This window comes from Neobacillus sp. B4I6 (genome assembly GCF_050434045.1).
In the GTDB taxonomy this organism is placed as follows: Bacteria; Bacillota; Bacilli; order Bacillales; family Cytobacillaceae; genus Neobacillus.
This window is the reverse complement of sequence record NZ_JBNPWB010000002.1, coordinates 5,640,942-5,664,488: the sequence shown is the minus strand read 5'-3', so window position 1 is coordinate 5,664,488 and position 23,547 is coordinate 5,640,942. Positions and strand designations below refer to the sequence as shown.

General features: G+C 38.1%; 24 protein-coding genes. 11 read left to right on the top strand and 13 right to left on the bottom strand.

Features of this window, described 5'->3' with window-relative positions:
* Window positions 1-45 precede the first annotated feature (45 nt).
* Window positions 46-903, bottom strand: coding sequence for a dimethylarginine dimethylaminohydrolase family protein (locus QF028_RS30140; RefSeq protein ID WP_429471252.1), 858 nt, complete (start codon window positions 901-903; stop codon window positions 46-48).
* Between the two features lie 207 nt (window positions 904-1,110).
* Between QF028_RS30140 and QF028_RS30135 the strand changes: the two genes are divergently transcribed.
* The 7 genes from QF028_RS30135 to QF028_RS30105 all read left to right on the top strand — a co-directional run bounded on the left by QF028_RS30135 (window position 1,111) and on the right by QF028_RS30105 (window position 6,517).
* Window positions 1,111-2,700, top strand: coding sequence for a spore germination protein (locus QF028_RS30135; protein WP_429471250.1), 1,590 nt, complete (start codon window positions 1,111-1,113; stop codon window positions 2,698-2,700).
* Window positions 2,701-3,819 (top strand): GerAB/ArcD/ProY family transporter, encoded by a 1,119-nt coding sequence (locus QF028_RS30130; protein WP_429471248.1) that lies wholly within the window; start codon window positions 2,701-2,703, stop codon window positions 3,817-3,819.
* On the top strand, window positions 3,803-5,017 hold the full coding sequence (locus tag QF028_RS30125) for a Ger(x)C family spore germination protein (protein WP_429471246.1): 1,215 nt from the start codon (window positions 3,803-3,805) through the stop codon (window positions 5,015-5,017). Before QF028_RS30130 ends, QF028_RS30125 begins: the two co-directional genes overlap by 17 nt.
* Window positions 5,014-5,238 carry a hypothetical protein gene (locus QF028_RS30120; protein WP_429471244.1) on the top strand — a complete coding sequence of 75 codons (225 nt, stop codon included), beginning with the start codon at window positions 5,014-5,016 and terminating at the stop codon, window positions 5,236-5,238. The genes QF028_RS30125 and QF028_RS30120 overlap by 4 nt, the downstream gene beginning before the upstream one ends.
* A gap of 592 nt (window positions 5,239-5,830) precedes the next feature.
* Window positions 5,831-6,049, top strand: a complete 219-nt coding sequence (locus tag QF028_RS30115; protein ID WP_429471242.1) for a DUF1659 domain-containing protein — start codon at window positions 5,831-5,833, stop codon at window positions 6,047-6,049.
* A 37-nt stretch (window positions 6,050-6,086) separates the two neighbouring features.
* Window positions 6,087-6,305, top strand: a complete 219-nt coding sequence (locus QF028_RS30110) for a DUF2922 domain-containing protein (protein ID WP_098932548.1) — start codon at window positions 6,087-6,089, stop codon at window positions 6,303-6,305.
* Window positions 6,306-6,373: 68 nt separating this feature from the next.
* Complete coding sequence (locus QF028_RS30105) at window positions 6,374-6,517, top strand: YvrJ family protein (protein WP_066248207.1); 144 nt, start codon at window positions 6,374-6,376, stop codon at window positions 6,515-6,517.
* Window positions 6,518-6,600: 83 nt separating this feature from the next.
* On the opposite strand, the gene QF028_RS30100 is transcribed toward QF028_RS30105, so the two are convergent.
* The 5 genes from QF028_RS30100 to QF028_RS30080 all read right to left on the bottom strand — a co-directional run bounded on the left by QF028_RS30100 (window position 6,601) and on the right by QF028_RS30080 (window position 11,605).
* Window positions 6,601-7,905 carry an MFS transporter gene (locus tag QF028_RS30100; protein WP_429471240.1) on the bottom strand — a complete coding sequence of 435 codons (1,305 nt, stop codon included), beginning with the start codon at window positions 7,903-7,905 and terminating at the stop codon, window positions 6,601-6,603.
* A 148-nt stretch (window positions 7,906-8,053) separates the two neighbouring features.
* Window positions 8,054-9,202 (bottom strand): galactonate dehydratase, encoded by a 1,149-nt coding sequence (gene dgoD / locus QF028_RS30095; RefSeq protein WP_088090027.1) that lies wholly within the window; start codon window positions 9,200-9,202, stop codon window positions 8,054-8,056.
* Window positions 9,203-9,230: 28 nt separating this feature from the next.
* Entirely contained in the window at window positions 9,231-9,860 is a 630-nt protein-coding gene (locus tag QF028_RS30090; protein WP_429471237.1) for a bifunctional 4-hydroxy-2-oxoglutarate aldolase/2-dehydro-3-deoxy-phosphogluconate aldolase, read from the bottom strand.
* 25 nt (window positions 9,861-9,885) lie between these two features.
* Window positions 9,886-10,839 carry a sugar kinase gene (locus QF028_RS30085; RefSeq protein WP_429471235.1) on the bottom strand — a complete coding sequence of 318 codons (954 nt, stop codon included), beginning with the start codon at window positions 10,837-10,839 and terminating at the stop codon, window positions 9,886-9,888.
* Window positions 10,840-10,855: 16 nt separating this feature from the next.
* Window positions 10,856-11,605: an IclR family transcriptional regulator gene (locus QF028_RS30080; protein WP_410887637.1), complete on the bottom strand. Its 750-nt coding sequence runs from the start codon at window positions 11,603-11,605 to the stop codon at window positions 10,856-10,858.
* A 976-nt stretch (window positions 11,606-12,581) separates the two neighbouring features.
* On the opposite strand from QF028_RS30080, the gene yhfH reads away from it, so the two are divergent.
* A complete protein-coding gene (yhfH, locus tag QF028_RS30075) occupies window positions 12,582-12,716 on the top strand; it encodes a protein YhfH (RefSeq protein WP_429471233.1) in 135 nt (44 codons plus the stop codon).
* Window positions 12,717-13,112: 396 nt separating this feature from the next.
* Window positions 13,113-13,670, top strand: coding sequence for a CBO0543 family protein (locus tag QF028_RS30070; RefSeq protein ID WP_429471231.1), 558 nt, complete (start codon window positions 13,113-13,115; stop codon window positions 13,668-13,670).
* A gap of 159 nt (window positions 13,671-13,829) precedes the next feature.
* Here QF028_RS30070 and QF028_RS30065 read toward each other — a convergent pair whose 3' ends face one another.
* From QF028_RS30065 to QF028_RS30050, 4 genes are all read right to left on the bottom strand, one after another.
* On the bottom strand, window positions 13,830-14,306 hold the full coding sequence (locus QF028_RS30065; protein ID WP_429471229.1) for a hypothetical protein: 477 nt from the start codon (window positions 14,304-14,306) through the stop codon (window positions 13,830-13,832).
* Window positions 14,307-14,488: 182 nt separating this feature from the next.
* Window positions 14,489-15,253: an IS21-like element helper ATPase IstB gene (istB, locus tag QF028_RS30060; RefSeq protein ID WP_429465747.1), complete on the bottom strand. Its 765-nt coding sequence runs from the start codon at window positions 15,251-15,253 to the stop codon at window positions 14,489-14,491.
* Window positions 15,250-16,614: an IS21/IS408/IS1162 family transposase gene (locus QF028_RS30055; RefSeq protein WP_429471227.1), complete on the bottom strand. Its 1,365-nt coding sequence runs from the start codon at window positions 16,612-16,614 to the stop codon at window positions 15,250-15,252. The genes istB and QF028_RS30055 overlap by 4 nt, the downstream gene beginning before the upstream one ends.
* A gap of 10 nt (window positions 16,615-16,624) precedes the next feature.
* Window positions 16,625-16,798 carry a helix-turn-helix domain-containing protein gene (locus tag QF028_RS30050; protein ID WP_429471225.1) on the bottom strand — a complete coding sequence of 58 codons (174 nt, stop codon included), beginning with the start codon at window positions 16,796-16,798 and terminating at the stop codon, window positions 16,625-16,627.
* Between the two features lie 268 nt (window positions 16,799-17,066).
* Here QF028_RS30050 and QF028_RS30045 point away from each other — a divergent pair, with 268 nt between their 5' ends.
* The gene (locus QF028_RS30045) at window positions 17,067-18,080 is read left to right on the top strand and encodes a DUF3231 family protein (protein ID WP_429471223.1); all 1,014 of its coding nucleotides are present in this window, start codon (window positions 17,067-17,069) and stop codon (window positions 18,078-18,080) included.
* 1,337 nt (window positions 18,081-19,417) lie between these two features.
* Entirely contained in the window at window positions 19,418-20,362 is a 945-nt protein-coding gene (locus QF028_RS30040; RefSeq protein ID WP_429471221.1) for an LCP family protein, read from the top strand.
* A 138-nt stretch (window positions 20,363-20,500) separates the two neighbouring features.
* Here the strand turns inward: QF028_RS30040 and QF028_RS30035 are convergent, their stop codons facing one another.
* Genes QF028_RS30035 through QF028_RS30025 form a run of 3 tightly spaced genes read right to left on the bottom strand, consistent with a single transcriptional unit; the run spans window position 20,501 to window position 23,439 of the window.
* A complete protein-coding gene (locus tag QF028_RS30035) occupies window positions 20,501-21,169 on the bottom strand; it encodes a copper homeostasis protein CutC (protein WP_429471219.1) in 669 nt (222 codons plus the stop codon).
* A gap of 49 nt (window positions 21,170-21,218) precedes the next feature.
* A complete protein-coding gene (locus QF028_RS30030; protein WP_429471217.1) occupies window positions 21,219-22,256 on the bottom strand; it encodes an asparaginase in 1,038 nt (345 codons plus the stop codon).
* A gap of 28 nt (window positions 22,257-22,284) precedes the next feature.
* Window positions 22,285-23,439, bottom strand: a complete 1,155-nt coding sequence (locus QF028_RS30025; RefSeq protein ID WP_429471215.1) for an ROK family transcriptional regulator — start codon at window positions 23,437-23,439, stop codon at window positions 22,285-22,287.
* Window positions 23,440-23,547: the final 108 nt, after the last annotated feature.

Here is a 23,547-nt window from a genome sequence, read left to right as displayed (position 1 = left end):
TTACGGGCCTGAGGATGTTTATATGGTCATTTTTATATGATTATTTTACGTTTCACGTAAGATAGGAAGGGTACAACAACGGAAGGAGCCACCAGATTTAATAATTTCTGTGATATCCACTTCAATCACTTGAAAACCTCGGTTACGAAGCTGCTTGTTTACCTTCTCGTTGACCGGCAGACTTAATACCCGTTTGTTCCCGATACTCAATACATTTGTACCCAATTGAAATTGTTCTTCTTCCGAAACTTCAATTAATTCATAGCGTGAAGCAAAAAGCTCGATGTCCTTTTTCGTTAAGGCATTGGGGTAAATAAGGGCCACATCCGGAGAAACGACATTAAATATACAATCCAGATGCAGGTATTTTGCTTTAAAATGGATGGGAATGACATTGAATTGATTCAAAAGACGCTGTAATTGATCAGCAGCTTTTTGGTCCGTTCGATTGCTGAGCCCCACGTAAATTCTTTCCCGATCAATCACAACATCTCCGCCCTCAATTCGTTCCTCGGCTAAATTATAATAAGAGATTTCTTCATCCTCCAGCCATTGTTTTAAAACGTTTTCCTCCCCTGCGCGAACATCCGTTGCCATATTAGCAACAAAGATTGTTTCCCCTAGAGTAAAACCAATATCCCGGGTAAAGACCTGTTCAGGATATTTTTTATGATAAGGCAATAAAATAACTTCGATGCCATTCTGCTTTAGCGTTTTGACAAAATTACTGTGCTGCTCAAGCGCACGTTCAATATGGATACCTTCATTCTTAAAATGCTCTTGCGTTTCATTAATTACTTCGCGGATCGTCATATATTGAGGCTGACAAAGGATTACTCGTTTTAATACATCGTATTCACTCATACAAAAAGTCTTGTTGTTTATCTTTGGGATTTCTGCCATTTTGCTTCCCTCCGGAATTCTCTTTTTAAAATAGGTTTTCCTAATCTTAAGTTAATATTTACAAACAGAGACAATAGGAAATCTCTTTGCATCATAGGGTCTTTAATGAGGGAATTATCAGAGGATAAAATTACCAAAATGTGCATATTTTTGTTTTTTTAAAACATAATAAAAAAACAATGTTGGTACATTAGGAGATTGTTGTAGATGCGTAGTAAGTGGAGAAAGCCTAAAAAAATTCAATCATTATTTCAAAATCAAACATCTACTGACTCTAAAGAAAATAAAGCTCCATCACCAAAACCAGAAGATGTTCTATTAGATGATTTGAATGAAAATATTACTAATCTAAATTCCATTTATGAGAATTGTCCCGATGTTATTTTTCACTCCTTCTTAATAGGAGGAAAAGAGAAAGCAGTGTTAATTTACATTGAAGGCTTAACGGATGCAGAAGGGATTAACGATACGATCCTTTCCCCACTTTTGAAGGAATCTGGAGTGCAAAATTCTGAAAATACTTCCTCTAATCTGAAACAAAAGATTTCTAACTCTAATATTAGTACAGTAGAAACATATACAGATGTGATTGATCAAATTTCATCAGGAAACCCTGTCATTCTTATAGACCAAAAAGGTGAGGGATTTTCTGTCGGTTTAGCAAAATGGGAAAAAAGGGCAATTGAGGAACCATCTGCTGAATCAGTAATACGGGGACCGCGCGAAGGATTCATCGAATCCATAGGGGTTAATATTGCTCTCCTTCGACGTAAAATCAAAAGTCCAAAGTTTAAAATAAAAAAAATGACAATAGGTAGATTAACCAAAACAAGTGTAGCAGTTGCTTATATCGATGAAGTAGTAGATCAGAATCTCATCACGGAGGTTGAAAATCGCCTAAATCGAATTGATGTGGATGGGATATTGGAAAGCGAGTATATTGAGGAATTTATTGAGGATAATCCGTATTCTCCTTTTCCCCAAGTATTAAATTCGGAACGGGTGGATGTTATTTCATCCTATTTATTGGAAGGACATGTTGCGATTATAACAGATGGCACTCCTTTTGTACTGGTTGCTCCAACCACGTTCTATTCTCTGATGCAAGCTTCAGAAGATTATTATCAACGTCCAATTATAAGTACATTTATCCGCTGGCTTCGTTTTTTATTTATCGTCATTTCGCTTTTGCTCCCTTCTTTATATGTAGCCGTTTTATCGTATCATCATGAAATGGTTCCAACTGCACTTTTAATCAGTATGGCAGCGTCCCGTGAACCCATCCCATTTCCCGCCTTAATCGAAGCAATTTCGATGGAGATTATGTTTGAGATTTTAAGAGAAGCTGGAATTCGCTTGCCCAAACAGATGGGGGCAGCTGTAAGTATTGTCGGAGCACTAGTGATTGGACAGGCAGCAGTTGAAGCAGGAATTGTTTCTGCCCCTATGGTAATGGTTGTTGCTGTAACAGGAATCGCTTCGTTTGGCATCCCTAGATATAATGCTGGAATGGCTCTTAGATTGCTGCGCTTTCCCATGCTTATCCTAGCAGGAACGTTAGGATTATTGGGAATTATGCTGGGGGTCATTATGATTGTTACCCACTTATGCACATTACGTTCTTTTGGGGTACCGTATTTGTCTCCCATTGCACCGATGAAAGGAAGCGAAATGAAAGATGTATTTTTTAGACTTCCAAGGTGGGCTTATTCTTCCCGCCCTCATTTGACAGGGGATTATAACAAGTACCGTCAAGCTCCTGATCAAAAACCAGGTCCAACTCATGGGGGTGAATAAATGATTGAAAAAGGGAAAATTTCATCTTTTCAACTGGCCATCATGATGCATCCTACCATCTTGGCTACCGCTCTACTGATCCTTCCTTCGATTACAGCAGCCAAAGCAGAGCGTGATATGTGGATATCCCCTGTTTGGGGTTCCTTCTTTGGTTTTTTGGCTGTATGGATTGCTTATGAATTACATAAACACTATCCAAGAGAAACGATTATTGAATATAGTAAACGTATTATTGGAAATATCCCTGGAAAGATCATTGGTTTTTTATATCTATTTTTATACTTACATATAAATGGCATTGTGATAAGAGAATATGGAGAGTTTATCTCGGGTAACTTTTTGTTTCAGACCCCTCAGATGGTCATTTTAGGAAGTATGACACTCGTTTGCGCTTTTGCTGTCCGCGGCGGATTAGAAACGATTGCTAGAGCGGCGCAGCATTTTGTCCCTATTGTGATATTACTCTGGTTGACGCTTGTCCTTTTCCTAATCAAGGATTTGGATTTAACCAATATGCTCCCTATACTGGAAAAAGGTCTCAAGCCTTCCTTTTTAGGAGCAGCCTCCCCAGCATCCTGGTTTAGCGAATATATTCTTATCGCCTTTTTTCTACCTTATTTATCGGATCAGAGAAAAGGATTATTATGGGGAAACCTTTCCGTACTCAGCGTAGTATTTATTATGGTTCTAACCAATTTGACAGCCCTTTGTATATTTGGTGAAATAACTGCCGATTTAAGTTATCCGGTAATGAATGCAGGAAAATACGTTAGTATAGCGAAATTTTTTCAACACTTGGAATCGATTGTAATGGCACTATGGGTATTAGGAACTTTTATAAAAATTTCTGTATTTTATTATGCTTTGGCACTAGGCACCGCTCAATGGCTAAAGCTTTCCAATTACAAACCCATTGTATTTCCACTTGGCTTCCTTTTAATTTTATTCGCTCGGTGGTCTGCCCCTAATCTGACAGAATTAAAGAGTTTTCTTGGAACTACTAGTGTCTTTTACTTGCTATCGCTGCAAATACTCCTTCCTGCCCTTTTGTTATTCATTACTCTAGTACGTAAAAGAGTGGAACAAAGGAAGGGATTGAAAGATGAACTCAAGGGTTAATCAAACGATTTGTAAAACCTTCGTGATGGTATTGATGTGGCATACACTTTTTTTCCTTACCGGATGTTGGGATCGCCGTGAAGTTAATGATGTGGCGATTGTCCTAAGCACAGGAATTGATTACTATAATGAAAATGAAATTGAGCTTTCCGTAGAAATAGTTATACCAGAGACTATGAGTGCGGCAATAAAGGAAGGTGGAGGAGCTCCAGGTTCACGAACATCGTTTGTTGAATCTGCAACTGGTGAGACAATGGCTGCAGCTAGATCGAAGCTGCAGCAAAAAATTGCTCGCCACTTGTTTTGGGGGCATGGTTCCGCAACCGTAGTTGGAGAAGAACTAGCGGAAAAAGGAATCCGAGAGCATATGGACTTCTTTTCACGATTACCAGAAGCTCGATTAAGAAACAATGTTTTCGTATGTGAAGGAATGGCTAAGGATCTTATTTCAAGCCTGCCCCATTTAGAAAAAAGTTCCTCAGAGACCCTTACTGAATTAGCCCAGTTTCAGATAGGAATGGATATTACGATGAGTGAACTGCTGCAAATGTTTGCAAGTGAAACAGGTGGAGCGGCATTGCCTATGGTTACAAGTATTTCCTCCAAAAAGGATGAAGGAAAAATGAAGGATAAAACGCAATTGATGCTAAGTGGTACCGCCGTGTTTAAAGGAGATAAAATGATTGGGACCTTAGATGATTCAGTCACAAGGGGATTATTATGGGTAAGAAATGAAATTAAATCTGCGACCATCACGGTTGATGTAGAAGAGGGGGAAGGCAAGGTCACAGGTGAAATGATTCGTTCCTATACGAAGCTGATTCCGCGAATTGAAAATGAAACATGGAAAATAACGATTAATTGCAAAGTAGAGGATGATGTGATTCAAAATGCCAGCACCTTAGACTTAAGAAATCCTGAAAGTATGAGGATGCTTGAAAGGAAAATTGAAGAAAGGATAGAAGGAAGAATAAAGGAAGCGGTTGAAGAGGTACAACAAGAAATGAGAGTAGACATCTTTAACTTTCATAGAAGTTTTCAGCGTAAATACACGAAAGAGTGGCAATCAGCTAAAGTAAATTGGGATGAAATTTTTCCAACTGTTGAAATAGAGTATGATATTGATGTTAAAATTCTACGACCAGGCCTTTCTACTGATCCACCTGCAGTACCGAAAAGTGAGGTGGAAGATATATGAAATGGGCGATTGTTTTTGCGTTTACAATCGTTTTAGCTCTCATGTTTTTATACGAGTGGCCAAAAATAAAGTCAAAGGAAAAAAAAGAGAAAATTGTTTTTGTATGCCTGCTGGCAATGGGGTGGGTTCTTAGTTTCATTCTTCTCTATTACCCAGATACGCCCGGACCTTCCGATTTGGTAGATAGCATCTACAAGCCATTGGGGAAATTACTTGAATAGGCACAACAAAAGGAGAAGAGAAATTGTCTGATGATGATTTCTCTTCTCCTTTTGTTGTTTGTTTTGTTATTTAAAAAGATAAATTATTTTTATTATTATTTGTTATAAGGGGATGATTAATGCCCTATTCAAATGATATAGGAGATAGAAATCTTCCAAACCACTTTTGTCACTAATCGACAGCATTTCGACTAAATTCTATATAGGCTATACTATTCAAACGTTTGGTTAAAACAGCTACAAGTACTGATTAATAAGAACCTTCTCTGCCAAACAAGTATGAAAATTGTCGAAAACTGGAAGTGTATTTCGCAGGAAATAACCCAACATTCCACAAAATCAGATAGGTTTCTATTAAACTTACATAATTCTATTAATTGCCTGTCTTTTCCCTACTACACAAACGTTTAATTAATAGTGGCCTCAGCACGCACCACTCCTGGCTTTATCCCCTCTAACATCTGAAAAGCTTGTCGAGAGATGTCTTCACCAATCCTAGTTATAGGCAACAGCACTTTAAAAATTTCTTCTTCCTCCCCTGTCCTTTTTACCGACCTTTTCCTATATAAAAGGAGAAAGGTGGTGAGAGACAATGGCACAAGCATTACTAGAAGTAACGAAGCTTCGCATCGTATTTGAAGCGGGCATGGATGACGAGGGAAATCCCATCCTCAAAGCGAAAACGTTTAGCAATGTCACCAAGGCAGCTACTGCGGATCAATTATCGCAAGCTGCACTAGCAGTTGCAGTTCTATGCAATGACACGCTAAACAAAGTGGAGCGGAATGATAGCATCGCAATTCTAGGTTAATAGTCTAGTAAAAAAGAAGGGATAGGAGGTGAAAGAAATGGCAAAAACATTGGAATTGCAATTTACCACGGAGTTTGGAAAAACGGCGAGCCTTTCCGTTGATAACCCAAAAGAGCCAATCGATGAAGAAGTTGTAAAATTATCGATGGCGCAGATTATTGCATCTGAAGTTTTCACAACTAGCAGCGGGAAGTTTGTTGCTGCAAAAGGAGCAAGAGTGATCGACCGCAATGTGACGGATTACGTAATTGCCTAATAAGGAAAAGAGGCTGGATTCATGATGAACCAGCCTCTTTTTATCAATAATGGAAGGAGAGGAGAAAAGTGGAGCAGTTGATTCCAATTATCAGCCAAGTGGGCTTCCCCATCGTTGTGACTCTTTATTTGCTTTACCGAATTGAAGCAAAGCTTGATTTAGTCGTCCAGTCGATACAGACACTTCCTGAGCGGATGAGGGAGCGAACATAAAAAAGAGAAACCACCTAGGATCAATTATCAAGAAGATCCTAGGTGGTTTTTTTGTCTTTAGCAATTTCCACAGGCATGCTAATTTAAGAGGCGACTTTTCCCAATTGATCTATTGGTTCTTTTACACGTTCAACTTTGCCAACTAAGAAGATATAAGACAATGCTCCCGTTAGGGTTACACACGCAATGAAGGTTAGTGCAGGGGCAAAGTTACCGCCTTTAACCAAGAATCCAATAACGATGGGAATAATGATAGAGGCCGTACCACCGATGAAGTTAAATACCCCTCCAGCTATACCAATTAATCGTTTAGGAGCCAAAAGCGAAACGAATACCCAAGTAATCGAGGCGAAACCGTTACCAAAAAAGGCAATAGACATAAACATCACGATTAATCCAGGACTATCAACATAATTCGCACCGATAATTGAGGTTGATAATAATAAACCAGTGATAATTGGTGCTTTTCTTGCTTTATCTTTCGAAACACCCTTTTTCACAAGGAAATCAGAAAGAAAACCGGCTGATAAAACACCCACGAACGCAGCGAGAAACGGCAATGACGATAAAAATCCTGTTTTAATAAAACTTAATCCTCTATATTCCACTAGATAGGTAGGGAACCATGTCAAAAAGAACCAAAGCGTGGAGTTCACTGCAAATTGTCCAATAAAAATGCCCCACAATTTTCTACTACTCAAAATTAAACGGAAATCCTTTGCTCCAATTTTAACCTTTTCTCCCTTTTCGGACCCTTCAATAAATCCGTCTCCTTCGCGGATATAATCAAGTTCCGCTTGATTGACCTTTTTACTTTTATTTGGATCGCGATAGAAAATATACCAAAGGACTGACCAAGCAAGACCAACGATACCGGCAATGATGAACAATCCCCGCCAGCCAAAGGATTGCTGTAGGAAAATAAGGGTTGGTGTTAAAAAGGCTAGTCCAATAAATTGACCTGAAGTGTAAATGGAAATCGCTCTAGCTCGTTCATTTTCTGGAAACCAACTAGCTGCTACCTTACTGTTAGTTGGAAAAGCAGGGGCTTCAAACACACCCAAACCTACACGTAATAAAAACAACCCAGAGAAACCGCTTGCAAACCCTTGCAATAAAGTCATAATAGAAAATCCTGCAATACCAATGGCGTGCGTACTTCGGTTTCCTAACTTATCTAAAACCCAGCCGCCAGGAATTTGCAAGGCACAATAGGTCCAGCCAAAAGCAGAGAAAATTAAGCCCATTGTAACCGAGTCTATTCCTAATTCCTTTGTTATAAAAGGAGCTGCGATGGAGATGTTGCTTCGGTCCATATAGTTGACAATTACGGTAAAGAACAACATAAACACAACAGCATAACGAACCTTCGTCGCTTTATTATTCATTTTTCTCATCCCCTTGTATGTAATTTTTTTCATCCTTTTAACGTTCAATCAATCCATCTTTCGACATGCGCTTAGAGGACTTACCTTTGCCTTATTACCCCTGTGTTCAAAGGTAAGCCCAAGCACATTTCACCATTTCAAAAAAGGATTACCACTCTGCTACACTGCCATCACGATGGCGCCAAACTGGATTTTGCCATTGGTGACCTTCTTTTGCCATTTTACGAACAAACTCTTCATTCACTTCAATACCAAGACCTGGTCCTTGTGGAATTTTCACATAACCGTTTTCATAATCAAAAACAGTTGGATCCTTTAGATAGTCTAATAAATCACTGCCCTGGTTATAGTGAATTCCCAAGCTTTGTTCTTGGATAAACGCATTATGTGCAGTGGCATCTACTTGTAAGCACGCAGCTAAAGCGATCGGTCCTAATGGGCAATGCGGAGCAGCGGCAACATCATATGCCTCAGCCATGCTAATAATTTTTTTACATTCGGTAATACCGCCTGCATGGGATAAGTCAGGTTGGATAATATCAACGTATCCACCTTGTAATAACGGTTTAAAATCCCATCTTGAGAACATACGCTCACCCGTTGCAATCGGAATCGAAGTTAACGAAGCAATTTCCTTTAGTGCTTCGTTATTCTCTGGTAAGACGGGTTCTTCAATAAACATAGGATTAAACTCTTCAAGGGCTCTAGCCAATACTTTTGCCATTGGTTTATGTACACGGCCATGAAAATCAATACCAATTCCAATATTTCTTCCAACAGCCTCACGAACAGCAGCCACGTTTTCTAGTACTCTATCAATCTTGTCATAGGAATCAATGTATTGTAATTCTTCGGTTCCATTCATTTTAACCGCTTGAAACCCTCGTTCTACACATTCCTTCGCAGCCCGGGCTGTATCACTTGGGCGATCTCCGCCAATCCATGAATACACCTTGATCGAATCGCGGCAGGCTCCTCCTAGTAACTGGTAAACTGGTGCATTGAAATATTTACCTTTAATATCCCAGAGAGCTTGGTCAATACCAGCAATCGCACTCATTAAAATAGCGCCGCCTCGGTAAAAGGCACCTCGGTACATAACATTCCAATGATCTTCAATTCTTAAAGGATCTTTACCTACTAAATAAGTCATCATTTCATCAACTGCAGCTTTTACGGTTGCCGCTTTACCTTCGATGACCGGCTCTCCCCAACCAACAATACCTTCATCTGTCTCAATTTTTAAGAATAACCAGCGTGGTTGGACTGTGAATAATTCATAACCTGTTATTTTCATAATGAACACTCTCCATTTAATAGTAGTATTAGTTTTTGGCTGCTAATGTAAATTGCTTTGCTTTTTCCGTTAAACGCACTAAATACTCCTCTGTTATTTCCTCTTTTGTATTCACAAGAGAACTACCAATTCCGAGTCCTGCAGCACCGGCAGCAAGATAGTCCTTGATATTATTTAAGCCCACACCGCCTGTAGGCAATAAAGGAATTTGCGGCAGTGGTCCCCCCATATCCTTGATAAACTTAGGGCCTAAAGTCGTTGCCGGAAAAACTTTAATAATATCTCCGCCTTGTTCATAACCCTCTAAAATTTCAGTCGGAGTGTAAGCGGCAGGAATACTCACCGCACCATATCTTTTGGTCATCCGAATTGTTTCAGGCTTCAACGTCGGAGATAGAATAAATTGGGCACCTGCAAGAAGGGCACTTCGAGCAGATTCTGGATCCAAAACCGTTCCTGCACCTACGGCCATTTCTTTACCAAATTTATCAGCGACCATCTCAATTGCAGATAGCGCTTTCGGGGAATTCATCGTGATTTCAACGACTCTTATCCCCCCTTCATATAAGGATCGAACAATATTTAATGTATCCTCAGGGTTTGCTCCGCGTATAATAGCGATTAATCTGTGATCTAAGATTTTTTGCAGTGTACTCATTAGACATTCCCTTCCTTCTTAAAAACTAACGATTGACTTCATCCTTTAAGTTTGATTGAGTAAATTGCTTCAATTCAATCCTGTCCGGTAGTCCTTCTATATCACCGTTTATGGTAGCAACCATAGCACCGATCACGCTGCCTCGTTTCACGGCCTCTCCAATAGATAGGCCATCGAGAAATCCAGAAAGTACTCCTGCAGCAAAACCATCTCCTGCTCCGACTGGATCGGCTACGTTTTTAACTGTAAAACTATCAATATATCCTTTTTCAGCTGCAGTAGAATAATAAGCCCCTTTTTCGCCAAGCTTGACGACAACGGTCTCTGCACCTAAAGCAAGTAAGGAACGAGCTGCCTTTTCACAATCCCTTGTACCAAACAAAAATTCACATTCACCAATCCCAGGTAAGACAATGTCTGATTTCCCTGCAATTTCTAAGATGGTTGCCCTTGCCTCGTCATCTTCCCACAGCTTCCTGCGAATATTCGGGTCAAACACAACCTTTACTCCGTTGTCATTCGCAATTTCAATCGCATGAAAGATAGATTCCCTGCAAGATGGACTAAGAGCCGGCGTAATCCCCGATATATATAAGAATTTCGCCTGAGCAATATACTCCTGATCAAGATCAGCAGGAGTGAGCTGACTCGCTGCTGAATTTTTTCGATAATAGTAAATATTAACCCGATCTTGATTGATAATTTCTTTAAAAAATACACCTGTTGGGGCATTCTCGTCTAAAGCTACTCGACTAATATCTACACCTTCTCCGCGAACGGCAGTTAAGATTTGAGCTCCAAATTCGTCTCTCCCTAACCGGCTAATCCACCCCGCCTTATGGCCAAGTTTAGCTAGCCCAATAAGCGTATTCGTTTCTGCACCAGCTATCTTCGAGGTAAATTGATTGGAATAACGCATTTTTCCAGGCGTATTGGGGGTTAGTAAAACCATCGTTTCCCCAATGCTTATAACATCCATGTACTCACCTTGTTTCTTATAAAATACATCCCATACTTTCAGATATTTTCTTTGATGTCCAAAGGACGCGCTCCACTACCTCTGCTTTTTGAGCTAGCATTCGTTCTTTTGGACCTGCCACACTAATAGCAGCTTGAATCCTTCGATCCGCACCAAAAATAGGAGCTGCCACACAATATAATCCTTCTTCATTTTCTTCATCATCAATGGTGTAGCCAATTAATGAATACTGATAAAGTTCCTTCTCTAGCTCTTCCCTGTTGGTGATGGTTTTCGCGGTGATCGGTACTAAGTCAACCCGATCTAAGATGCTTTTTCTTTCCTCATCTGCCATATTCGCTAAAAAGGTTTTACCTAACCCCGTACAATAAAGCGGTTTACTGTATCCCGTTTGAGCGGTTGTTCGAATCGATCGATTGCTGTTTATTTTAGTAAGATAGACCAGATCTTCCCCCGACAGCGTTGCCATAAATACCGTTTCCTGAACACTTTGCATTAATTTTTCAAGATATGGCTTCGCTTGAAGAGAAATATCTAAGTTCTCCATAGCCATGGTGCCAATGTGAACTAACTTTGCTCCAAGCTTATATTTCTTCATGTTGTCTAAACTTAAATACCCTTGTTTTAAAAGAGTGCCAATAAGGTTCGATGTGCTGCTCTGCGGAAATGAAAGTTTTTCACTAATCTCTTTAATCGATAACCCATCAGGATTATGGGCTAGTAATTCAAATACCTGGAGAACGCGTTCAGCCGATTTTACCGACATACTCTCCCTCCTTCTTCACAAATCACATATGTGATGTCAAATCCTATATGTGATTATTACAGACACATAATAGCACCACTCCATCCCTCCGTCAACCGGTTAATGCAACCGTTCACAAAAAATAATGACTCCACAGGTCGGTTTCATTTCGGGGACAATCGGGAGTTTTGCACACAAAAATGCAGCCATTCGACTAAATACCAAATGGGTTATACTAATCAAACGTTTGGTTGAAACAGCTGCAAGTACTGACCTATATGGGTTTTCCCAGCTAATGAAGAAAGAAGATTGTCGAGAACCGTTTGGAAATTTCGCAGGAAATAACACAACTTTCCACAAAATCATAGGGGGTTCACTAAAACTTACAACTTTCTATTAATTTCCCGCCATTTCCCCACTACACAAACGATTGGTTAAAACTCGCCTCAGTACCCACCATGACTGGACTTACCGCTTCAAATACCTGAAAAGAATGTCGATAGCTGTCTCCAACAATGCCTATTTTAAAAAGGATCCCTGTTGGGTAGCTGAATTAGGGTTTCTCCCAATTCAAATATGTGGCTTGTTACTGAATGTTCTCTAGTAAACCCAGTTAACAGAATCAATATAGAAGGTTATTAAAAATGAGGAATAACGAACTAACACCCTTGCCGGGGTTTAAAATCTGGCAATATCGAAGAATTAGAGCAGAATTCAAATGATTGGCTATCAGAAAAGAAATCACTGACTAAAATATTGTTTTATCACATGAAAAAAGAAAAAAATACGAGGTTAGAAAACTATTCTCCTAACTTGGAATGGGATGATTATACTTAGGATTTCGATTGGGATATACAAGGTAAAAATAGAGTTAATGAACATATTAAAACTTTTATGATTTATTAAAAAAAGGTCTATACATTTTTCCCTTTTTTGTTTATACTGTATTATAACAATAGAAATAATAACAAACTGTATTAATAAAGGGGAGATTTAAATGTTAATTAGTCCGGTTGAATTTTTCCGTAATTTGCCAAAAAAGAAATGCCCTGAATGCGGGCAGCATATGCAAGAGCAAGCAGAAAGTTATTTGATAGATTGTGACCGTTGTTTATCCAAAAAAGAAGAGTAAAGTTTGTTAACTCTCCAGCATTGCTGGGGGGTTTTTAATTTCATAACAATAAATTACCGTTTATGTGAGAACTGAGCTATTGAATTGAAGTAATAAAGACCTAGAGGAGCCACTACCCTTAATGGGGTACTTTTTTTTGTCCTCCCTGTCTTCTGTTTAATTAGTAAATATTACTCTCGTTTGTTGACGAAATTTTTCTCTTTTTATAAATTAAAAAATTGGTGGATCAACAATATGTTATATTGTGAAGGTTTGCACTTAAACTAACGGAACAGGTTAGTGGAAGAAGAAATAGTAATAATTGGGTTTATTGAGAGGAATATTAAAAAAGATTGTTATAGATGCGAGGGATATATGTATATCGGTCAGTTTTTAAATTAAAAGAGGAGGAGAGTAATGGACAGGTTTCAAAAAATAGAAAAGACCTATAACTACCTCCGAAAGTTGTGGTTCGATTACTGGACTCAAGATGTGGTTTTTACATATCAGTGGTGGTTTGAAATTTTTGTTGTTATTTTTCCATTGTTTTTATGGTGGAGATTTGTCGATAAAACTCGGTTAAAAGAAATAAGTCTGGTTGGGCTGATTACAGCAGGAATTGCTTTCATTTTGGACCAAATTGGTACATCTCTAGGTTTTTGGATATATCCATATACTTTAACGCCATTAGAAAGAGATGAGTTTACCCCTGCTGATTTATCTATTGTTCCCTTTATTTACTCGATGATTTATCAGAGATTTCCTACTTGGAAAAAATATATATTAGCAATTATAACCTATGCGTCTTTTGCTTCATATATAGGAGAAAATATCTTTCAATGGCTTGGGATATACAAAATCATTAAATGGAATCACTTATACTCTGTCCCTTTTTATATATTAATTGGAATATTTGTAAAAGTGGTTCTTCAAAAAGTTAATTCAATTGAGTCACATTCCAAAGGCAAAGAATAATTATTACTTCCTTCACTAACGGGTGCGATGCTTCAACAACGAAGGATCGCTTTTCTTCTTCAAGTAACGGGGCAGGTTAGTTCAATAAAAATAAACGCCCAAGGATTCCATTGGCGTTTATTTTATTGAAGACTCACTAATTTCTTTGATCTAGTGTTCCTAAGTTTCCTCGGCATCATATATAAATTGCAAAAGTGTATATCTCAAAAAAAATCCAATCAGTATTCCGATGGGTAAAGACAACATTGGTAGCCAAATTGGTCCGAGTAATATTCCTTTTACTTTAAATGTTGCTGAGTAAATAAGCCCTAATGTAACTAAATAAGCGGAAAACACAAACGGAAGAAACGCTAAGGATGCTTTTTTACCGTTTGCATCACTGTAAGCATCCCAAATCGCAAAAAAATAAAGACAAGGATAAAACATCAACCATTGGTAATTCGTTTGTCCAATGGCTTTTTCAATTTCCCCATTAAAACTCAGAATAATTACATCATTAAAGTTGGATTGGACATTAATCAATATTTCTAATCCAATGAAAAGTAATCCCTTAAAAAATTTCTTGTTCAGAATTTGAGCAAACCCAGGTAAAGCAATACTCCAAAGTATTTTTTCAAGCTCATCTTTTGTTATCATTGATATTCACTTCTATCACTTTTCTTTTACTATTCGTATTTATTTGGAGATGGGGTGGTTCTTCCATCCCTCCATCAAAATTTCCTCCAATTTTCTTCTTCGAATTTTTCAAGCAAATTTATTTTCCTTAATACAGTATTGAAATATTGTGAGCGTCAAGTAGAAATGAACAATTTTGCTGATTATTTTTGAACACTTTCTTCATTAAAGATCCTTTGTCTGTTTCTCATTCTGTGGCTATCTTCATTGAAGCTCACAATCTCTGCACGATGAATCAGACGGTCTAATATGGCTGTAGCTACACCCACATCCCCAAGCAATTCTGTCCACTCCTTCGGAGATCGGTTGGACGTAAGGATGATTGATGAATGGTTATATAAATCATTGACTAGCTGAAAGAAAAGGTTGGCTTCTCTTGGGTCCATAGCTGCGTACATTAAGTCGTCAATGATGACTAGATGAGAGTCCTTAATTCTTTTTATCCTAGTTTGTGATTTCCTCGTGATGTCCAGAGTTTTTAACGTGTGGACCAATTCTCCCATTGATATAAATGAAACCTTATAGCCCTTTTGTATAGCTTCAAGTCCTAGTCCAACTGCCAAGTGGGTCTTACCGACTCCTGGAGGCCCCAATAGGATTAGGTTAAAGAGCTGCTCCACCCATGCCAATTCCTTTAATTGATTAAATTCCTTTTGGCTCATCGATTCCTGTTCCTCTAAATTAAAATCATCCAAAGGGGCTATACATGGAAAAGAGGCAAGTTTAAGCCTTTTTTCCATGTTCTTTTCATCTCTTTTGTTTCGTTCGTACTCTACCAGATTATTTAAGAAAGAAAGGTAGCTAACTTGATCTTTCTCAGCTTTGGCCAGAATAGCGGGAAGCTCTTTTGAAGCTTCCGAGAGTCGGAGAGATACGAGGGCATCCTGAAGTTTCTGGATCTGTCTCATTTAACTCCCTCCATGATTGCGACATATTGATCAAATGGACGCTGCTTAGCTTCTTCGTTAAGTAACGGCAATTCCTCTATATCGGCAGATGTTGGTTTAGTTTCAGCGATAGCGTTTAGACTGTTCAAGTTAACTTGGCGCTGGCGTTTCAATAACTGGACCACATCCTGAAAATCGTTAGCGCTAAAAAGTTGTCTTTCCATACATAACGCAAGTGAATCATCAAGTACTTCGACAGAACTTACATCAATACACTTTTTTATGATACTCAACTGATCACGGAGATATCTTGGATATCTTTTTCGTAACTCCTGAAAATACATCTGGGCCATCTCACCGTTTGTAAAGTGGCTACCCACAGCCTCCATTAATTCATTAAGTCCTCTAGAGCGGTCACGCTGATGGGATGTATTACGAATCAGTTGACCTTTATCGGGGCTGATTGAATGACTTGCCAATACTTCTCCTGTCTCTTTGACATAAATGATTAGTTTATTTTCTTTATTTCTCATTATCTGAACTTCTGGGTGTTTCTGATAGGTGCCGAGAGGCACCGTATAACGGTTCGAAAGGAATAATACCGTGTTGTCCTTCCGTACACTTCTTGTTATACTATTATTACTATTATGATTTAATAGGCTGACCTGCCTCATGTGTTGCTTTTCCAGGAGAAACACATCGGCGGGTCTTCTTTTTGTCCCATTGTGGATTTTACCGTTTCCTGTTCTGCCCAGCCAGTGCTGGCACTGCTCATTCCAGGAATCAATATTGTTAAAAACTCTATGTAGTACAAAGTTTTTCTTGATGAACCCCACGGCGTTCTCGACCCTTCCTTTGCTTTCAGGATCTGCCTTCCGGCATAAAACCACCTTAAACTTTACTTCGTTGACAAACTGCTGAAATTCCTCAGTCAGTAGGAGATCGCCTTCATTTTCGGAGACCACCAACAAACGATCCTGATCATATAGAATTTCCTTAGAGACTCCACCAAAAGCAACAAACGCTTTTTTATGGGCTTCAACTACATCCTTGGTAGTAAAGGGACGATTTTGAAACCAAACATATTTGTATCTCGAGTGAGCAAGCACAAATACGATAAACATGAGTTTGACCGGCTTTCCAACTTTATTTCTTACGGTGACAAATCCAAAGTCAGCCTGTATTTGTTCACCCATTGGAGGATCAGGTATTGCCTCATAGTTTCGTTTCTGAGCCTCTTTAGGGATAGAAAACTCCTCTCGAAGTTCCTTCACATAATTCCGTACGGTACTTTCACCAACTTTGAAGGTGGGGAATTTATCTTTCAGCCAATCATTTACCTGTGCTGCGGAAATGTCCGGGTATTCCCTTAGCCATTTCAAGATCAATTCTTTATGTATATCTAATTTTCTTCGTTCTGATCATAGTTGATGCCGTCCATTCTGCCATTTCATCTGGTGACTTCTTAAGGTACTTATATACTGTATTTCTTGATAGCTCTAACTTTCTCGCGATAGCTGAAACGCTGTAGCGCTGATTAACCAGTCCTCTAATCTGTATGTACATTTCAAACTTATCCACCTTCCAAATCCTCCTGCCTTTATCTTAGAACCTAAAAATCTATGATAAAGGCAATAGGTATTCTAGTAAATAAGTGTTCATATTTATTTGGCGTAAACTGTTCACTTTATTCTAGCAGTCACAAATATTCTAGCTAAAGGAAAAAATATTATTTTCTATAATTCAATTAACGAGGTAAAGTAGGTAAATTTTTAGGATATTGTATTATTTGTAGAGCAAAATAAAGAAGAAAAAATATAGGAGGAATTCCAGTATGCCTGAGAAACCTGCAATAACGTCATCCGAACTTGGAGTTCTATGGATTACATACCAAGAGAAAACGATGATTTTGCGAATGCTAGAATACTTTATTGAAAAAGCTGATGACAAAAAAGCCAAAAAAATCATGACTGATTTATACAATGAAATAGACATTTATGTTGGCAAAATAACACATATTTTTAAAAGTGAAGGGGCTGCAATCCCAGTCGGATTTTCTTCTCAAGATGTCAATAAAGATGTTCCAAAGCTATATGAGAATGGTTTTGATATCCTGTTTGTACGGTTACTACAAGAAATTAGTATGGGGTTGCATACTCTAAATATAAACATGGCTTATCGTGAAGACATTATCATGCTTTTTAAGGAGCTTACCGCCATTACCCAAGAGTATTATAATTCTTGCACACAATATTTGATTGAAATAGGAATGATTGCTCGCTCTCCTTATGTTTCTATGCCCAACTCGACTGAGTTTGTAAAAGACAAAGACTATTTGGCTGGAATGAATCCATTTACTAAACTTGGTAAAAAACGAACATTAAACACGATAGAAGTTGCTTATATTTATCATGGCATTGAATCAAATGTTACTGGTTTACAAATGATTATTGGTTTTGCTCAATGTGCAAATAGTACAGAAGTAAAGAAATTTTTTGCAAAAGGAGCAGAACTCTCCAAAAGTGTTATTAAAGAAATGAGTGAAACATTTCTCGAAGATGGTATTCAAATACCTGCTACTTCGGGCGGAAATGCAACACGTTCAACAGTTGCTCCGTTTTCTGATAAGCTCATGATGTATTGTACCAGTATGTTTTGCAGTTTTTCTATGGGGGGCAATGCTGTAGGAACTGCTTTTAGTTTACGGAATGACTTGGCAGCAAAAAATACTGCTTTTACTAAAGATATTTTCGAATATGCCCATGAAGGTGCAAAGATTATGATTAATAACGGATGGATGGAAGAACCGCCTCAAATGGTAGAACGAAAAGAAATAATTAAAAAATAAAAAGTTATGGAAAAGTCACGAATTGCTCATGACCTTCATGCAAATAGTTAATAAGAACAAGCATTAGGTAGTGCGTATTGCAAATAACATCTGAGTTTCTTCTTCAACTAAAGGGTGCGATGCTCTGACAAGGCATCGCCTATTTTGGTTTGATTAACGAAGCAGATTGTGAAGTGTTGTACTTAAAGTAACGGGTGCGTTAGTAGAAGAAGCTTTGAAATAAAACTTTGAAGTAGCTCGGTTCAAAATAGGATTGGGCTATTTATTTTCACAATCAAAAAGCACCGCAAATGCGGTGCCATACACCAGATAGATACAAATGAAACAAACTTCGCCCATTTCCCTCAAGTTTCCCTTTCAATCAATCGTTTGATTAGAATGGCTGCACTCCTTGATAAATATGAATCAGCCTTCCCCAAGACATAAATAAATTGTTGAAAAATGGTCTTAAAATTGGGGAAAGAAACGGTCCAAACCACTTTTGTCACTAATCGAAAGCCGTTCAATTAATTTCTATTTAAGCTATACTACTCAAACGTTTAGTTAAAAAATCTACAAGTACTGATTTATAAGAGCCTCTCCTGCCAGGCAAGAATGAAAATTGTCGAGAACCGGAAGTAAATTCCGCAGGAAATATCTCAACTTTCCACAAAATCAGATAGGTTTCAAATAAACTTTCATAATTCTATTAATTTCCCGCCTTTTCCCCACTACACAAACGATTGGTTAAAACTCTCCTCAGTACCCACCATGACTTGACTTACCGCTTCAAATACCTGAAAATAATGTCGATAACTGTCTCCAACAATGCCTTTTTTAAAAAGGAACCCAGTTGGGCAGCTGAATTAGGATTTCTCCCAATTCAAATAAGGGTCAGGCCCCACTACAATAATGCTTAACGTAGTGGGGGCCTGACCCTTTTTTAACTTTATAATCTGGATTGGAGACGGAAAACCAATGCTAAAGTAACCTCTCCTAAAACTTAATTCTTCTTTACAAAGCTGGAATGTGAACAAGAACTTAACAGTCGTTATGGTTGTTCTAATGCCGCAAACTTCCTTACAATCTAACTGACGGTGCCTGCCACTTATTAATCTATCAATCTTCAAAAAAATCCGAGGTGTGACAGGCAACGCGATTATGTAATCCGATTTTCAAAAAAATGTAACCTAATATTCAAAAAGATGTAAAGTAATTATGGGATAATGACTACTTTAAGGGTTTATTTAAAAAGATCGAAACTCCTTCTTTTTCTGTTTAACCCTTTCAGAAACTGAAGAAGCGTCCATAATCTAATAGATACATAGAATATCGTGTAAATTAATTCAGCCTAGGTGGTGCAAAGTTTGGTACGAACGAGAAAGAAAAGAAAAAGAGTAAGATGGGGTAGAGTATTTAAAGCCCTTCTTCTCATAGGTATCTTTTTGGTTGGTCTTTTTACTGTATTTCAGTACATAGAAGGAACTATAAAAGAGCTGAACCAACCACTTAAAAAAGTTGAAGCAAAACATTCCTTTCAAGGGGAGAAAAATAAAAATGATGCAGTAAATGTTCTTTTATTAGGAAGTGACTCCCGTGGAGAAAAACAAGCTCGAACTGATACGATCATGATTGCACATTATGATCAACACACTCATCAGGTGAAACTTATTTCCCTAATGCGTGATATGTATGTCTCTATACCTGGACATAACCCACAAAAATTAAATGCAGCTTATACATATGGGGGTCCAGAATTACTGAAGGAAACCATTAAAGAAAATTTCGGGCTAGATATTCATTATTATGCGATAGTCGACTTTAAAGGATTCGAAAAAGCTGTCGATCTCCTCGTTCCAAATGGAATTGAAGTAGACGTACCCTATGAGATGTCTTCTGGCATAGGAATGAAGTTAGAAAAAGGAAAGCAACAACTGCATGGTAAAGAGCTGTTAGGATATGTCCGTTTTCGTCATGATCGTTTAAGTGACTTCGGACGGGTACAAAGACAGCAAGAAGTGATCTCAAAATTAAAAGAAAAAGCTGTAAGTCCACATATTGTGGTGAAACTTCCTAAGTTATTAGGTCTTCTAAAAACATACATCGATACAAATATTGATACTTACACACTTTTGACGATCGGAAAAGACATTTTGACTAAGAAAAGTGGAGACATAGAAACCATTCGAATCCCTGAAGATGGCAGTTTTCAAAATAAACGTTATGAAGAGATTGGTGAAGTATTAGAAGTGGACTTTCATCAAAATAAAGAAGCTCTTAAAAAATTTTTAGGAGGAAAATAAGGCAATCGTGTTTGGTCAAAAGAGATTGCTAAAAAGGGGTCAGTCCTCACTACTTTAAAGTAGTGGAGGACTGACCCCTTAATTGGTATTATAAATTCCCAAAAAGCACTTAAATTTGTTGTTTTTTAGTGGTGTCCATTAATTAGGGGCTAGACCACAGGCACCGGAATTTAGCTTCCCTACTATTTTTGTCCCATGAGCTTCATCGATATTTAATTTACTTGCGATATAATTTAGGTTCTTGTCAGTGATTCCCCCACCAGGCAGAATAATAATTCTGTCTTTCGCAAAATCCACATATTCCTTCAACCTAATAAGGTTATTTTCGATCGGTGAAGAACTCGGACCTCCGTGAGTTAAGATCCGATTCACATGTTGTTTCACTAGCCAATCAATTGCTTCAAACTGATAGTCGTGCTTTATCTGGTCAAAAGCCATATGAAATGTGATTTCCATCCCTTTTGCATATTCTAGCAAAGTAAGCATGGCTCCCTCATCAATCCAACCCGAGTCAGTTAAACAGCCAATTACAACTCCATCGGTCCCCAACTGTTTAAAATGGGCAATATCTTTTTGCATTATCTCTATTTCTTCTTTATTATAAATAAAGTTTCCACCCCTGGGTCTAACAATGGTCATTACCTTAATATTTTTGTTATGACAATATTGAATGGTTTTGGCAGCTACCCCGTGACTCACTGTGGTGCCTCCAACTGATAGATTATCACAAAGCTCAATCCGACTAGCACCACTTGCTATAGCCGCAGGAACCATTGTAAAATTCTCCACACAAACTTCCTTTAGCATAAACACCCACCTAGCATACTCAATTAAGTTGCGGAACCACCAACTCGTATTAAATCTCCTGATTTTTTACAGGTTCCTCATGAGTTCCGATAAGCAAAAACCGCTCATTAACCGTCCCAACTTCAGCCCCTGCATCATTCTTAATAATGGATGGTTTTAAATCTCTTAAACTAGTAATCGTTTCTTTATTTTTGTAACCAATTTGTTCAAGGATAGCGGCTACAATTGTTGGCCAAACATCTTCAGAACCATTTAACACTTTTAAGGCAAATCCAAGTCTTTCATTTTTCAAGCCAAAGCAATATACCCCCTGTGCTCCGCCCTTTGCCACGATATTTTGATCCTGTAGCAATACGGAACAAATAAATTGCTCTGAAGCAATCATAATGGGATGCTCATTCATAATGCTAGTCATTTGTGTAACTGCTTTTTGCAATAATGGGTCCTTAATTAAATCTGGACAGGCTAATTTTAGATAAGTCATGGCCATATTCTTTAATGGAACCGCAAAAACAGGGACTCCGCAACCGTCTTTTCCAATTTTTATATCTGAAATGGGTACTTCAGAAAATGTCGCTAGAATATTCAATAGTTGTTGTTGGAGTGGGTGATCTACTTCCCAGTATCCTTCAACTGGATATCCAAGTTCACGGCAAACCGTGATAAAACCCATATGTTTCCCAGAGCAGTTATGATAAATCCTTCTTTTTTCCTTGTTTTTTCTTACCATTTCCTCTCTCGGCTTCACATTTAGCGGATAGGAACAAGGACAAAATAATTCGTCTTCATTGACAGGTAATTTTTTTACCATGGATTCAAGAGCGGCAATATGATAGGTTTCTCCCCTATGAGAAGCTGTAAACAGAGAAGCTTCTTCCCTCGTTAAACCGTATTTAGTTACAACATTTGATAAAAATACAGGAATAGCTTGAATTGGCTTTGCTGCAGACCGATAGAATGTGTAATGCTCCTGATCCCCAACATGGTAAGTGGTTTCCAGCTTATCATTTACACCACTAATCATCCCGATATGAACATTTTCAAGCAATCCAGCTCTCTTTTCTTCCACTAACGTATCCGTATTCATATTATACTCCTCTCATGAGCAAAAATAGCTACTCCAAATCCAACAGGGTATTTTGCGCCTGAATCGCTGAACCAAGCACAACCCCTCGATCACCTAACTGCGAATATACAATTTTCACTTTCTCTTTTAATGGTTCCCAAATATATAACTCAGATTTTTGTTCAATGGGTCCTTTTATTTCAGGAAGATTTTCGATGGTATTTCCGCTTAGAATAATGACCTCTGGATTGTACAGACATAATATATTACTAATCGCAAGAGCTATATAAGTCGTTGTTCGATCCATAATATTGATGGCCCACGATTCTCCATTGCGGTAGGAGTCGAATACCTCATCGATTGAATCAATCTCCTTTACTTTCCTGCTATCAGCGATAAGAGCCCCTTCGGATATATAGGTTGCAAGGCAGCCGATTTTTCCGCAATTGCAGACATTTCCAGTCGGATTAATAACCGTATGACCAATTTCCCCTGCATTATTGGATTCTCCTCGATAGATTTCTCCATTAAGAATGATAGCGGCACCGATACCTGATCCAATACCAACTAGAACGGCATTTTGGGAATCCTTTGCCATTCCCTTAAAATTCTCTGCTTCTATTTTCATTTTTAATTCATTATCAATAATGACAGCAAAATGGGTAAGTTGATGGAGGTCTTCCGCCAGGTTTACGTTCTTCCATTTTAATTGGTCCGAAACCGTAACGACTCCATTTTTATAATCTATGGATCCAGGTAATCCTACTCCAATAGCAATAATCCTTTCCGAAGGGATCCGATTTTTATCAATTAAGCCCTTCACATTCCTATTTACTTTTTCCAGCGTTTCATTGTAGCCTTCAGTTGCTTCTCTCGGTATACTCTGCCATGCTACAATTTCTCCGACATAATTGACGATGCCTATTTTGATCATTAATGTATCTATTTCAACTCCGATTGTATAAAGAACATCACCACATACATCAAGTAATGCTGCCTTTCTTCCTACTCCTGAAGTGACTAATTCCGTTTCTCTCACAAATCCTTGTAATTGTAACTCATGAATAATCCTTGTAATGGAAGTTGGGCTCATTCCAGTCACTTTCGCAATTTCCATTCTTGAAATAGGAGAGTGGTTTTTGACAATGTCGAGGACTAAATTTTTGTTTTGCTTTTTCATTAAGAGTTGATCATGTTTTTCCATTTATTTACATCCCATTTCCGAAAAATTCCTTTAAAAAATCATGGTAATTCTCTATTTAGAAAGAACTAACATCATTTTTCAAAAGCAACATGCTTGAGAGAATTAGAT

Excerpts from the sequence above, each read along its gene's own strand:
- QF028_RS30140 (WP_429471252.1), bottom strand. The coding sequence starts at position 903 with ATGGCAGAAATCCCAAAGATAAACAACAAGACTTTTTGTATGAGTGAA.
- QF028_RS30135 (WP_429471250.1), top strand. The coding sequence starts at position 1,111 with ATGCGTAGTAAGTGGAGAAAGCCTAAAAAAATTCAATCATTATTTCAA.
- QF028_RS30130 (WP_429471248.1), top strand. The coding sequence starts at position 2,701 with ATGATTGAAAAAGGGAAAATTTCATCTTTTCAACTGGCCATCATGATG.
- QF028_RS30125 (WP_429471246.1), top strand. The coding sequence starts at position 3,803 with ATGAACTCAAGGGTTAATCAAACGATTTGTAAAACCTTCGTGATGGTA.
- QF028_RS30120 (WP_429471244.1), top strand. The coding sequence starts at position 5,014 with ATGAAATGGGCGATTGTTTTTGCGTTTACAATCGTTTTAGCTCTCATG.
- QF028_RS30115 (WP_429471242.1), top strand. The coding sequence starts at position 5,831 with ATGGCACAAGCATTACTAGAAGTAACGAAGCTTCGCATCGTATTTGAA.
- QF028_RS30110 (WP_098932548.1), top strand. The coding sequence starts at position 6,087 with ATGGCAAAAACATTGGAATTGCAATTTACCACGGAGTTTGGAAAAACG.
- QF028_RS30100 (WP_429471240.1), bottom strand. The coding sequence starts at position 7,905 with ATGAATAATAAAGCGACGAAGGTTCGTTATGCTGTTGTGTTTATGTTG.
- dgoD (WP_088090027.1), bottom strand. The coding sequence starts at position 9,202 with ATGAAAATAACAGGTTATGAATTATTCACAGTCCAACCACGCTGGTTA.
- QF028_RS30090 (WP_429471237.1), bottom strand. The coding sequence starts at position 9,860 with ATGAGTACACTGCAAAAAATCTTAGATCACAGATTAATCGCTATTATA.
- QF028_RS30085 (WP_429471235.1), bottom strand. The coding sequence starts at position 10,839 with ATGGATGTTATAAGCATTGGGGAAACGATGGTTTTACTAACCCCCAAT.
- QF028_RS30080 (WP_410887637.1), bottom strand. The coding sequence starts at position 11,605 with ATGTCGGTAAAATCGGCTGAACGCGTTCTCCAGGTATTTGAATTACTA.
- yhfH (WP_429471233.1), top strand. The coding sequence starts at position 12,582 with ATGTTAATTAGTCCGGTTGAATTTTTCCGTAATTTGCCAAAAAAGAAA.
- QF028_RS30070 (WP_429471231.1), top strand. The coding sequence starts at position 13,113 with ATGGACAGGTTTCAAAAAATAGAAAAGACCTATAACTACCTCCGAAAG.
- QF028_RS30065 (WP_429471229.1), bottom strand. The coding sequence starts at position 14,306 with ATGATAACAAAAGATGAGCTTGAAAAAATACTTTGGAGTATTGCTTTA.
- istB (WP_429465747.1), bottom strand. The coding sequence starts at position 15,253 with ATGAGACAGATCCAGAAACTTCAGGATGCCCTCGTATCTCTCCGACTC.
- QF028_RS30050 (WP_429471225.1), bottom strand. The coding sequence starts at position 16,798 with ATGTACATACAGATTAGAGGACTGGTTAATCAGCGCTACAGCGTTTCA.
- QF028_RS30045 (WP_429471223.1), top strand. The coding sequence starts at position 17,067 with ATGCCTGAGAAACCTGCAATAACGTCATCCGAACTTGGAGTTCTATGG.
- QF028_RS30035 (WP_429471219.1), bottom strand. The coding sequence starts at position 21,169 with ATGCTAAAGGAAGTTTGTGTGGAGAATTTTACAATGGTTCCTGCGGCT.
- QF028_RS30030 (WP_429471217.1), bottom strand. The coding sequence starts at position 22,256 with ATGAATACGGATACGTTAGTGGAAGAAAAGAGAGCTGGATTGCTTGAA.
- QF028_RS30025 (WP_429471215.1), bottom strand. The coding sequence starts at position 23,439 with ATGGAAAAACATGATCAACTCTTAATGAAAAAGCAAAACAAAAATTTA.